Raw genomic sequence first — 12,160 nt, 5'->3', positions numbered from 1 at the left:
ATCGTGCGTCGGTGATGGCCTTCGCGCACGAAAACCGCCACATTTGGTGACAAACCTTTGGAAAGGGCACAAGTGAGTAGGAACTATGCGGGGCTCAGTCGGGAGCGCATCATCCTGGAGGCGCTCCACATCATCGCCGGGCGCGGGCTGGGCGGGCTCTCGATGCGGCGGCTGGGCGACGCCCTCGAGGTGGAGGCGATGGCCATCTACCACCACTTCCCCCTGGGCAAGGAACAGCTCTTCAACGCCATCGCCGCCTACGTGACCTCCCCCGGGGCCACCGGGGACACCCCCCCGGAGGACGGCGCCGGGGAGGACGCCGAGGACGCGCACCTGAGCGGGGAGGAGGCCGACACCCGCCCCTGGAACGAACGCCTGACCTCCTGGGCCGACGACTACCGCGCCCGCCTGCTGGAGTACTCCGGCGCCCTGTCCCTGCTCGTGCACCGGGCTCCCGCCACCCCCGCCGACACCGCCGCCCGCGCCCTGGTGCACCGTGCCTTCACCGAGGCCGGGGTGCCCGCCGACGACCTCGACCGCGCCGCCGCCGCCCTGTACTCCTACTGCCTGGGCTCGGTCGTCCACCAGGTCCGGCACCAGGGCGACGAGGACGCCCCCGACGCCGAGGAGGCCACCGCCCGGTTCCACCACGGGCTGCGGGCGCTGCTGCGCGGACTGGCCGCCTGACCGCGCCGGGAACCGGAACCCGGCACCGGCCGTCTCAAACCGTGAGGGTGCCGCTCTCCCCTCCCCTACTCACCCCGCCCTGACCGGCACCGCCGGGGCGGATCAGGAAAGGCCCATGGTTCTCAAGCGTCTGCTCGCCGGCATCGGTTTCGGCGGGGCCTCGGTCGAAACCCGCCTGGACACCCCCTCCACCACCCCCGGCGGCACGGTGCGCGGCACCGTCCTGGTCGAGGGCGGCGACGTCGACCAGCAGGTCGAGGAGCTCACCGTCGGACTCCAGGCCCTCGTCGAGAGCGAGGTCGGCGACAGCGAGGTCCACACCAACCTGGAGTTCCACCGGCTCCGCCTGGGCGGGCAGACCCGCCTGGTGCCCGGACAGCGGTTCGAGGTGCCCTTCGAGATCCCCGTGACCTGGGAGGCGCCGGTCACCGCCTACCAGGGACAGCCCCTGCAGGCCATGAACGTCGGGGTCAACACGCGCCTGGCCGTCGCGGGCGCCATCGACCCCGGCGACCTCGACCGGGTGGCGATCGAGCCCCTGCCCTCCCAGCGGGCGGTCCTGGAAGCCCTGACCGCCCTGGGCTTCCGCTTCAAGAAGGCCGACCTGGAGCGCGGGCGCATCGCCCGCACCCGCCAGCGGCTGCCCTTCTACCAGGAGATCGAGTACTACTCGCCGAGCCGCTACCGGGGCCTCAACGAACTGGAGCTGTCGTTCGTCGCCGACCAGCACGGCATGGACATCGTGCTGGAGCTCGACAAGAAGCCCGGCCTGTTCTCCGAGGGGCGCGACACCTTCAAGAGCTTCAACGTCACCCACCAGCAGGCCGTCGGGGTGGACTGGCGCCAGGAGCTGGACCAGTGGATCAGCGCCCTGGCAGGCCGCCGCGACCTGTTCTGACCGGTGGTCCCGGCCGGGGCGGCGCCCCGGCCGGAGCCCGGTTCACGCCCCCTCCACACGATCACGGACCCGTTCGGCCCGCAGCTCGCGCGCCTGGTCGGGGTCGAGCACCGGGGCGGCGTTGAGGAGCCGGCGGGTGTAGTCGCTCTGCGGGTTCTCGTAGATGGAGTCGCTGTCGCCCAGCTCGACCACCTCGCCCTTGCGCATGACCGCGACCCGGTCGCTCACCTGGCGCACGACCGCCAGGTCGTGGGCGACGAAGATGTAGGTCAACCCGAAGTCGTCCTGCAGCTCCGACAGCAGACGCAGCACCTGGTCCTGCGTGGACACGTCCAGCGCCGACACCGGCTCGTCGCAGATGATCAGCTTGGGCTTGAGGATCAGCGCCCGGGCGATCGCGATCCGCTGGCGCTGACCACCGGAGAACGCGTGCGGGAAACGGTTGTAGTGGTCGGGCTGCAGCCCGACCCGCTCCAGCAGCGCCTGCACCTCGCGCTTGATCTTCCCGGTGTCGCGCTCGCCCTGCACCCGCAGCGCGGTACCGATCGCATCGCCCACGGTCACCCGCGGGTTCAGCGACGAGTACGGGTTCTGGAACACCATCTGCACATCACGCCGCAACGGACGCAGCGCGCGCTCGGACATGTGCGTGATGTCCTGGCCCTCGAAGACCACCCGGCCCCGGGTGGGCTCCAGCAGGCGCATGACCATCCGCGACAGCGTGCTCTTGCCCGAGCCCGACTCGCCCACGATGCCCAGCGTCTCCCCCTTGTAGAGGTCGAAGGAGACACCGTTGACGGCCCAGAAATCGATTGAACGGCCCCACGGCCCGCCGCGCACCCTGAAGCGCTGACCCGCCTCGGAGACCCCGAGCAGGACCTCCCGCCCACCCTGCGGTTCCTGGGGGGTGAACGCCGCGAAGTCCCGCGCCGCGCGCTCCCCGGCGGTGGCCCCGACCGCCCGCTGCTCCCCGCGTTCGCGCTCGGCCCGGTCCGCGCGGTCCTGGGCGCGGCGCTGGGCCCGCGAGACCTCCACCCGCGGCACCGCCGCCAGCAGCGCCCGCGTGTACGGGTGCTCGGGCGCCGACAGCACCGTGCGCACATCACCCCGCTCCACCGCCACACCGTGGCGCATCACCACCACCTCGTCCACCGACCCCGCCACCACGGCCAGATCGTGCGAGACCAGGATCAGCGCCATCCCCAGATCCCGGCGCAACTCGTCCAAAAGATCCAGGATCCGCGCCTGCACCGTCACGTCCAGCGCCGTCGTCGGCTCGTCCGCCAACAGCACCTTCGGATCGCACATCAACCCCATCGCGATCACCACACGCTGACGCATACCACCCGAGAACTCGTGCGGATAGGAGTTGACCCGCTTCTCCGGCTGCGGGATCCCCACCCGCTCCAACGCCTCCACCGCACGCCTGCGCGCCTGCGCCCTGGAGACCCCCGCACGGTGCACCCGCAGTGACTCGACCAACTGGTCGCCGATGGTGTACTGGGGGTGCAGCGACTGCATCGGGTCCTGGAAGACCATCGCGATGTCGTTGCCGCGCATCGCCCGCAGCCGCCTGTCCGTGGCCGTCACCACGTTCTTGCCGGCCACCTCGATGGCACCGGTGATCTTCGCCCGGCTGCCGCGGTGCAGACCCATCAGGGCCAGCGAGGTCACGCTCTTGCCCGAGCCCGACTCGCCCACGATGCCGAGGGCACCCCCGGCGGGCACCTCGAAGGACAGTCCGTCCACCGCCCGGATCTCGCCGTCCATGGTCGGGAACGCCACCCGCAGGTCCTCCACCCGGACCACGGGTTCGGGCGCGGATTCACTCATAGGGACGCCTCTGCTCTCTGGATCCGAAGTCGTGGGGGCGGGAGGACGGCCCGCTAGTGGACGCGCACACGCGGGTCGATCAGCGGGTAGATCAGGTCGACGACCAGGTTGCAGACCACGATGAAGAACGCGCCGAACAGGGTCACGCCCAGGATCACCGGCAGGTCGCTCTGGGTGATGGCGTTCACCGCGTAGCGGCCGATGCCGTTGAGGGAGAACACCTGCTCGGTCAGGACCGCGCCGCCCAGGACCAGGCCCAGGTCCAGGCCGAAGATCGTCACGATCGGTGTCAGGGTGGGCCGCAGCGCGTGCTTGAGCACCACCTTGCGCTCGCTCAGGCCCTTGGCCCGGGCGGTGCGGATGTAGTCCTCGCCCAGCACCTCCAGCATCCCCGCACGGGTCTGGCGCGCGTACATGGCGGCGTGCAGGAACGCCAGGGTCAGCCAGGGCAGGAACATGCCGGCGGCCCATCCCAGGGGGTCCTCGGTGAAGGGGACGTAGCGCGGGGTCCGGAACCAGCCCCAGGCGTGCACCGGGAAGGCCAGGACCAGCAGGCCGGTGAAGAAGATCGGCAGGGAGACGCCGGCCAGGGCGACCGCCATCGCGATCCGGTCGAAGAGGCTGCCCTTCCACACCGCCGAGACCACGCCGACGGCGATGCCGCCGACCAGCCAGATGACGCCGGCGCCCAGCGCCAGGGAGAACGTGACCGGCAGCCGGGACACGATCTCGGGGAAGACCTCCTGGTAGGTCTGGAAGGAGTAGCCGAAGCAGGGCGCGGAGCACTCGATGGTCTCCCGGCCGAACCGGTACTCGGCGCCGAAGAAGATCCCCCGCACGAACTCGCCGAACTGCACGATGACCGGCTTGTCCAGGCCGAGCCGCTCGATGGTCGCCTGGATCGCCTCGGGGGTGGGCGCCCGTCCCACGTACATGGTCGCCAGCTGCTCGGTGGTCCGCCCCGCCCATTTGGGCACCACGTAGAAAATGCCGAAGGTGACCATGGTGACCACGGCCAGGAGCAGCAGTCCGGCGCCCAGGCGGCGCAGGATGTAGATCAGCAAGGCGCGTGTCCTTCTGTCGTCGGGCCCACTCCGGGGAGGAGACCGGCAGGGGTGTGGAGTTTCGGCCTGCGACGACAAACATAACTCAGCGTATTTGAATGATCACGCTTGATCGCACGGCGTGTACCCGTGCCCGGGCCGTGCCCGAAGGCGCCGCCCCGGGGAGCCGGGGTCCCGGCCGCCGACCGCGCCGTGACCGGCTGTGGCCACTCCCGGACGCGGCGGCGCCGGGAGGCGGCCTGACATAATCGGCTTCGCCGACACGCCCTCCCGATCCCCCTGTTCCCGGGCAGAAAGCCGACACCGTGGCCCCCCTCCACCCCACCGATCCGCCGGAGATCGGCGGCTACCCCCTGACCGCGCGCCTGGGAGCCGGCGGCATGGGCCAGGTGTACCTGGCCAGGACCGCCTCGGGCCGCAGGCTCGTCGTCAAGGTCATCCGCCCCGAATTCGCCGAGGAGGACGGCTTCCGGGAACGGTTCGCGCGTGAGGCCGAGATCTCCCGCCGGGTGGGCGGCTTCCACACCGCCCAGGTGGTGGACGCCGACCCCGAAGCCGAGTCGCCGTGGATCGCCACCGCGTACATCCCCGGACCCACCCTGGAACAGAGGATCCGCCGGAGCGGGGCCGTCGCCCCACCGTCCCTGCACGTGCTCGCCGTCGGGCTGGCCGAGGGGCTCAAGGCGATCCACGACTGCGACCTGGTCCACCGGGACCTCAAGCCGGCCAACATCATCCTCGCCGAGGACGGACCGCGCATCATCGACTTCGGCATCGCCCGGCCCCTGGACGCCGACAGCATGACCACCCGCGGCGCGGTCTTCGGCACGCTGCCGTACATGTCCCCCGAGCAGACCGACGGCAGCCGGGTCGGCCCCGCCTCGGACGTGTTCTCCCTGGGTACCGTCCTGGCCTACGCCGCCACCGGGACCAGTCCGTTCTCCGGGGCGACCATGGCAGAGACGCTGCGCCGCCTCATCGCCCCGCCACCCGATCCCGGCGACATCGACCCCGCCATCCGGGACCTCATCGCCGACTGCTGGAACCACGATCCCGACCGACGCCCCACCCCCGACCGGATCCTCGGCCGCTTCCGGGTCCGCGACCTCGAGGGCTCCTGGCCCCCGCCGGGCGGCGCGGGCGTACCGGCCCTCCCGCCTCCGCCGCCCCTGCCCACCCGCGTGGACCGCGGGTCCGCCGCACCGAGCGCTCCTCCCGAGGCCGGACCGGCCCCTGAGCCCGGGCCCCGGGAGCGGAGGGCGCGGCGCATCGACATCGCCGCGCTCTCCCTGATCGTCGCCCTGCTCCTCGCACTGGTCCTCTGGCGGCTCCTCCCCGCCCTGGGGGGCGACCGCACCCTCGACCTCCACAACACCGCGTGGTCGATGGCGTTCTCCCCCGACGGCACCGCCGTCGCCACCGGCGGGGCCGACGGCACCGCCCGGCTCTGGAACACCGGGAACGGGAACGAGGCGTACGAGTTCGCAGGGCACACGAACGGCCTGCGGTCCGCCGCGTTCAGCCCCGACGGCGCCGTGCTGGCCACCGGCGGCAGCGACGGTGCCATCCGGCTCTGGAACACCGAGACCGGAGAGCAGGCCCTCACCTTGACCGGGCACGAGGGGAGCGTGCGGGCGCTGGCGTTCAGCCCCGACGGCACCGCCCTGGCCGCCGGCGACAACGACGGCGCCCTGCGGATCTGGAACACCGGGACCGGCAGAAGGGACGCCACCCTCACCGACGGCGGGGAGAGCATGCGCTCGGTCGCGTTCAGCCCCGACGGCACCGCCCTGGCCGCCGGAGGATCCGACGGCACCGCCCGGATCTGGGACGTCGGGACCGGAGAGCAGACCGAGGAGCTGCTCGGACACAGGGGAAGCGTGATGGCGGTCGCGTTCAGCCCCGACGGCACCGTCCTGGTCACCGGCGGCAGCGACGGCGCCCTCCGGGTTTGGGACCTCGACAGCCCCGGGGAGACGGAGATCCCCGAGACCACCGGGCGCTCCGGGTCCGGCATCCGGTCGATCGCGTTCCACCCCGACGGCACCGTCTTCGCCGTCGGGCGCAACAACGGGACCGTGGAACTGCGGAACACCGACGACGGGCGCCCGGTGCGGGGTGAACTCACCGGACACGAGGGCAGCGCGATCGCCCTCGCGTTCAGTCCGGACGGCGACAGGCTCTCCAGCGGCGACGGCGACGGCGTCATCAGGTTCCATGACCTCGAATGACCTCGGAGCGGCGCCGCCCGCCCCCCGGGAGGACACGGACGGGGGCGGTGACCGGCGTCGCCGCGGGTCACCGCCCCCTGGCGGGCCACCGTCAGTCGTTGGTGGTGCCCAGGCTCATGTAGTCGTACATGGAGTAGCCCGCGTGGTAGTACACGTTGGTCAGGTTCGACGGCCGGTACAGCACGGTGCGTTCGAACACGGCGGGCAGGATGACCGCCTGCTCCATGGCCCGCTCGTCGATCTGCGTGTAGATCGAGGCGCGCTCGTCGGGGTCCTCGACGGTGACGACCTCGTCGAACCAGTTGTCGACCTGTTCGTCGTCGAACTCGGAGACGTTCGCGTTGCCCGCGTCCTGGATGGCGTCACCGTCCAGGATCTTGCTCATGAAGCCGTAGCCGCTGGCCCAGTCCGGGGCCCAGCCGTACACCGTCAGCCCCAGGTCGTTCTCATGGACGAAGTCCGGGGAACCGGCCTGGGTGTTGGTGTAGGTGTCGGACGGGTACTGCTTGATCTCGACCTCGATGCCCACCCGGCCCAGCGCCTGCTGGACGGCCTCGGCGGTGCTCACGTCCGAGGGGCGGTCGGCGCGGGCGCCGATGGAGGTGGAGAAGCCGTCCGGCTGCCCGCACTCCTCCAGCTTCTGCCGGGCCATCTCCAGGTCGCCCTTGTTGTCGTCGGAGGGGTACAGGTCCAGGCTCGGGTCGGCGCCGGGCAGGGCCGCGGGCATGATCTGGGTGGCGATGTCGCCGCCGGTGTCGCCGCCCCAGGCGCGGTGCAGGGCGTCCCGGTCCGCGGCGAACATGACCGCCTCGCGGCAGGCCTGGTCGTTCAGCGGCTCGACGACGGTGTTGATGTTGACGTAGCGCAGGGTGTTGGTCTGCGGGTTGTCGACGCTGACCCGCCGGGATTCGTCGGTGATGAGGCTGCCGCGCATCGCCGGGCCCACACCGGTACCGGCCAGGTCCACGTCGAGCTCACCGTTGACCAGCCGCTGGTCGATCTCGTTCTGGTCGACGCCCAGCTGCACCTCGATGCGGTCGGGCAGCGCCCGGCGGGTGGGGTCGGTGGCGGCGTCCCACTGGTCGTTGCGGACCAGGTTCAGGGACACGCCCGGCCGGTAGTCCCCGTCGAACTTGTACGGCCCCGAGGAGACCACCCGGCTCTGGTACTGCTCACCGCGGTCGGCCTCCTCGGGGACGGGCGCGGTCTGCGGCTGGATGAGGAGGTAGGGGAACTCCGAGAAGCTCTCCTTCAGGCGGAAGACCAGGGTGTGGTCGTCCGGGGTCTCGATGCCGTCGAAACCCTCGAGCGGGTCCGTGTCGTCGGCGTAGGGGCCCCCGTAGTCGTCGCTGTCCGCCAGGAGCTCCTGGAAGTACTTGGGCCCGTTGGGCAGGGCCTGGTCGCCGAAGTTGCTGCGGGCGATCGCGTACTTGATGTCCTGGGCGGTGATCTCCGTGCCGTCCTCGTACTTCAGCCCGGGCTTGATGCGGACTGTCCACTCGGTGGAGTCCTCGTTGGGCTCGGGCATGGCCTCGGCCAGGTCGGGCTGGAGTTCGGTGCCCTCCTGCCCGGGGGCCTCGGTGTAGGTGAGCAGGGTGCGCGCGTAGTAGCGGGTGAAGTTCCAGCTGAACGCGTAGTAGGTGTTGCCCGGGTCCGGGGAGTCGAAGTCCGAGGAGATGGCGTACCGGAGGGTGCCTCCGGCCTGGTCGGAGGGGTTGACGATCTCCGTCTCGGCCTGGTTGAACTCGGCGTCGACGTCCCCTCCCCCGCCGCCTCCCCCGCCCCCGCCGCCGCACGCGGTCAGCATCAGGACCAGTGCCGTGCCGACGGCCGCGGGAGCCGCGTGCCGGCGCCTCCGGGGCGCCGGGGGTGTGCCCTCGTGGTGGGTGTTCACCTTGCCTCCAGGATCGGGTTGCTGCGGAAACCGGGATCGGTTGCTGCGGGGGCCGTGCGAGGCGCGCGGCCCGGGGCCGGTCCGCCCCGGGCGGGCGGCGCGGCCCGGGGGAGGTCAGTCGGAGGAGCGCGGGTCGAAGGCGTCGCGCAGGCCGTCGCCGAAGAGGTTGAACGCCAGCACGGTGACGAAGATGGCCAGGCCCGGGATGATCACGAAGTGCGGCGAGGTCGTGTAGAAGCGCAGCGCGTTCTCCAGCATCCCGCCCCAGGTGGCCGTGGGCGGGTTGATGCCCACACCCAGGAAGCTCAGGGCCGCCTCGAACAGGATGTTGGTGGGGATGAGCAGGGTGGAGTAGACGAGGATGGGGGTGACGAGGTTGGGCAGGATCTCCCTGAAGACGATGTGGGCGCTGCCCGCGCCCAGGCTGCGGGCGGCCTCGACGAACTCGCGCTCCTTGAGGGTGAGGGTCTGCCCGCGCACGATGCGCCCGATGTAGGGCCAGTTGAAGAACCCGATGATGAAGATCAGCACGCCGATGCGCAGCCCGTTGCCGGTGAGGCCGAAGGCCCCGTCGGGGATGACACCGACCAGGGCGATGGCGAAGAGCAGCAGCGGGAAGGCCAGGAAGATGTCCATGGCCCGGCTGATGACGGTGTCGACCCAGCCGCCGAAGTATCCGGCGACGACGCCCAGGACGGTGCCGATGACGACGCAAACGACGGTGGCGACGGTGGCGACCAGCAGCGAGGTGCGGGCCCCGTAGACGATGCGGCTGAACAGGTCGCGGCCGTTGACGGGTTCGACGCCCAGGAGGTGGTCGGGGCCGATCCCGCCCCAGGGGTCCAGGCCCAGGGCCGGGTCGTCGGGGTCGCGCAGGACACCGCCGGTGAGGGGGTCCACGAGTTGCTGGTCGAACCGGTCGGGCGGGTAGCCGAACCAGGCGGTCAGCAGCGGGGCGAAGACCGCGACGAGGATGAGCAGGACGACGACGATCCCGCCGGCCATGCCGACCTTGTCCCTGCGGAAGCGCTGCCAGGCGATCTGGCGCAGCGAGCGGCCGGCGGCGTTCTTCGCCCCCGCGACCACTGCCTCGGGGTCGGCGTGCTGGGACGACTCCGGCGCGTCCATAGGCGCGGTCATGTGTGGCCCTGCCCCCCGTTGGTCGCTTTACGTAGTAGATCGATCACGTAGAGCTTGCACGAGTGGCGTACCGATTTCCAACATCCGCGCCGGGACCCCGCCCCGGGTCCGGGGCGCGCGGCCGACCGGGGGTCCCACCGTCCGCCGGGCGGCGCACGCCGAGGCCACCGCGGCAGCGGACCGGCGGTGGAACACCGCGACGGACCGACCGCCCCTCGGAGGAGGCACCGCCCACCAGAGGGGAACGGACACCGGCGCCCCATCCGCCACAGGTGAGCGCCCCACAGCGCGGCACCAGAGCGGGCAGGACCGACCACCCGCCGCAGGGCACACCGCCCGCCAGGCGGCAACGCACACCGGCACCCGCCCACCGGAGGCGAGAACCCCGCAACGGAAAACCGCCCCGCGCAACGGAGCGGCGCGAGCGCTCCCGCCCCTCCCGCGCCGTTCAGCGGTCGCGGCGGCCGCCGTCCACCCTCCCTCCCGCCGTCGAGCCTCGTCGGCCGCGGGGCGGCCCCCGCCCCTGCCGGGCGGGGGCCCGCCGCCGGTCAGCGTCCGCGCAGGGTGCGGTACCGGGCCACCAGTCCGGCCGTGGAGGCGTCCAGCCCCTCCACCGGCGCCCCCTCGGTCAGCGCCGGCTCGACCCGCCTGGCCAGCACCTTGCCCAGCTCCACACCCCACTGGTCGAAGGAGTTGATGTTCCACACCGCCCCCTGGACGAACACCTTGTGCTCGTACAGCGCCACCAGCTGTCCCAGCACCGACGGGCTCAGCCGCTCGGCCAGGATCGTGGTGGTGGGGTGGCCGCCCGCGAAGGTGCGGTGCGGGACCAGCCCGGCCGGCACCCCCTCGGCGGCGACCTCCTCCGCGGTCCTGCCGAAGGCCAGCGCCTGTCCCTGGGCGAAGAGGTTGGCCATCAGCAGGTCGTGCTGGGGCACCAGGGAGCCGGGCAGGTCGGGGGCGGGCTCGGCGAACCCGATGAGGTCGGCGGGCACGAACCGGGTGCCCTGGTGCAGCAGCTGGAAGTACGCGTGCTGGCCGTTGGTCCCCGGGGTGCCCCACACGACCGGCCCGGTCGCCCAGCCCACCGGACGCCCGTCGCGCTGCACCGACTTGCCGTTGGACTCCATGTCCAGCTGCTGGAGATAGGCGGAGAAGCGGGACATGTGGTGGCTGTAGGGCAGCACGGCATGGCTCTGGGCACCCCAGAACCCGCCGTACCAGACGCCCAGGAGCCCCAGCAGGAACGGCAGGTTCCGCTCGACCGGCGCGGTCGCGAAATGGGTGTCCATCAGGTGGAACCCGGCGAGCATCTCCCGGAACCGCTCCGGGCCGATCGCGATCATCAGCGACAGGCCGATGGCCGAGTCGTAGGAGTAGCGGCCGCCCACCCAGTCCCAGAAGCCGAACATGTTGCCGGTGTCGATCCCGAACCGGGCGACCTCCTCGGCGTTGGTGGAGACCGCCACGAAGTGGCGGGAGACGGCCTCCTCCGTGCCCAGGCCCTCCACCAGCCACCGGCGGGCGGCGGTGGCGTTGGTGATGGTCTCGATGGTCGTGAAGGTCTTGGAGGAGACCACGAACAGCGTGGTGGCGGGGTCCGCGTCCAGCAGCGCCTCGTGCAGGTCGGCGCCGTCCACGTTGGACACGAACCGGAACTCCAGCCCCCGGTCGCTGTAGGGCCGCAGTGCCTCGTAGGCCATGGCCGGGCCCAGGTCCGAGCCGCCGATGCCGATGTTGACGACCCGCCGCACCGGCAGCCCGGTGTGGCCGAGCCAGCTCCGGGAGCGCACCCGGTCGGCGAACTCCGACATCCGGTCCAGGACCTCGTGCACCCCGGGGACCACGTTGCGGCCGTCCACCTCGATGACCGCCGAGCGCGGGGCGCGCAGCGCGGTGTGCAGCACGGCCCGGTCCTCGGTGAGGTTGATGCGGTCGCCGCGCAGCATCGCGTCGCGCAGGGCGGCGACCCGGGTGGCTCCGGCCAGGTCCGCCAGCAGGCCCAGGGTCTCGTCGGTGACCAGGTTCTTGGAGTAGTCGACGTGCAGGCCGCCGACGTCGAGGGTGAAGCGGTCCGCGCGGGCGGGGTCCGCCTCGAACAGGTCGCGCAGGTGCGTGCCGCCCAGTCGCTCGCGGTGCGCTCCCAGGGCGGCCCACTCGTCCCGGCGGTCCAGTGGCGGGGCCTCCCCGGCCCGTTCTCCGGTGTCCTCTGTGCGAGGGAGGGGTGTGGCAGACATCCGGTCGCTCCTCGTCGTCCGTACGGTGCGGGCGGGCGGCGCGGCCGCTCGGTCCGCGCCGGCGCGTTCCGCGTTGCGGCTGTCGCCACTACCCTGCCACGTCCGGGGGCGAACGCGGCGTTCTCCACAACCCCTGTCGCACTGAAGGTGTTCCGCCGGGCCCGTTCCGGGCCGCG

8 protein-coding genes are annotated in these 12,160 nt (G+C 71.9%); 3 read left to right on the top strand and 5 right to left on the bottom strand.

Annotation, left to right across the window (positions count from 1 at the left end):
- Positions 1–72 precede the first annotated feature (72 nt).
- On the top strand, positions 73–687 hold the full coding sequence (locus tag ACSUPR_RS27570) for a TetR/AcrR family transcriptional regulator (RefSeq protein ID WP_436887768.1): 615 nt from the start codon (positions 73–75) through the stop codon (positions 685–687).
- A 115-nt stretch (positions 688–802) separates the two neighbouring features.
- Positions 803–1,585, top strand: coding sequence for a sporulation protein (locus tag ACSUPR_RS27565; protein ID WP_436887766.1), 783 nt, complete (start codon positions 803–805; stop codon positions 1,583–1,585).
- Between the two features lie 42 nt (positions 1,586–1,627).
- Here ACSUPR_RS27565 and ACSUPR_RS27560 read toward each other — a convergent pair whose 3' ends face one another.
- Positions 1,628–3,418, bottom strand: a complete 1,791-nt coding sequence (locus ACSUPR_RS27560; protein WP_436887764.1) for an ABC transporter ATP-binding protein — start codon at positions 3,416–3,418, stop codon at positions 1,628–1,630.
- 53 nt (positions 3,419–3,471) lie between these two features.
- A complete protein-coding gene (locus ACSUPR_RS27555; protein ID WP_436887762.1) occupies positions 3,472–4,482 on the bottom strand; it encodes an ABC transporter permease in 1,011 nt (336 codons plus the stop codon).
- 305 nt (positions 4,483–4,787) lie between these two features.
- Here ACSUPR_RS27555 and ACSUPR_RS27550 point away from each other — a divergent pair, with 305 nt between their 5' ends.
- Positions 4,788–6,713 (top strand): WD40 repeat domain-containing serine/threonine protein kinase, encoded by a 1,926-nt coding sequence (locus tag ACSUPR_RS27550; protein WP_436887760.1) that lies wholly within the window; start codon positions 4,788–4,790, stop codon positions 6,711–6,713.
- 91 nt (positions 6,714–6,804) lie between these two features.
- On the opposite strand, the gene ACSUPR_RS27545 is transcribed toward ACSUPR_RS27550, so the two are convergent.
- The 3 genes from ACSUPR_RS27545 to pgi all read right to left on the bottom strand — a co-directional run bounded on the left by ACSUPR_RS27545 (position 6,805) and on the right by pgi (position 11,984).
- Entirely contained in the window at positions 6,805–8,520 is a 1,716-nt protein-coding gene (locus tag ACSUPR_RS27545) for an ABC transporter substrate-binding protein (protein ID WP_436892165.1), read from the bottom strand.
- Positions 8,521–8,721: 201 nt separating this feature from the next.
- Positions 8,722–9,747, bottom strand: coding sequence for an ABC transporter permease (locus tag ACSUPR_RS27540; protein ID WP_436887759.1), 1,026 nt, complete (start codon positions 9,745–9,747; stop codon positions 8,722–8,724).
- A gap of 548 nt (positions 9,748–10,295) precedes the next feature.
- Positions 10,296–11,984, bottom strand: a complete 1,689-nt coding sequence (gene pgi / locus ACSUPR_RS27535) for a glucose-6-phosphate isomerase (RefSeq protein WP_436887757.1) — start codon at positions 11,982–11,984, stop codon at positions 10,296–10,298.
- Between the last annotated feature and the right edge of the window lie 176 nt (positions 11,985–12,160).

The organism is Nocardiopsis dassonvillei, assembly GCF_964273065.1.
Taxonomy (GTDB): domain Bacteria; phylum Actinomycetota; class Actinomycetes; order Streptosporangiales; family Streptosporangiaceae; genus Nocardiopsis; species Nocardiopsis dassonvillei_B.
Note: the sequence above shows the minus strand (reverse complement) of the source record. Positions and strands in the feature narration are given on the sequence as shown.

Coding starts and splice junctions, on each gene's coding strand:
- pgi (WP_436887757.1), bottom strand. CDS start 11,984: ATGTCTGCCACACCCCTCCCTCGCACAGAGGACACCGGAGAACGGGCC.
- ACSUPR_RS27560 (WP_436887764.1), bottom strand. CDS start 3,418: ATGAGTGAATCCGCGCCCGAACCCGTGGTCCGGGTGGAGGACCTGCGG.
- ACSUPR_RS27540 (WP_436887759.1), bottom strand. CDS start 9,747: ATGACCGCGCCTATGGACGCGCCGGAGTCGTCCCAGCACGCCGACCCC.
- ACSUPR_RS27565 (WP_436887766.1), top strand. CDS start 803: ATGGTTCTCAAGCGTCTGCTCGCCGGCATCGGTTTCGGCGGGGCCTCG.
- ACSUPR_RS27545 (WP_436892165.1), bottom strand. CDS start 8,520: ATGCTGACCGCGTGCGGCGGCGGGGGCGGGGGAGGCGGCGGGGGAGGG.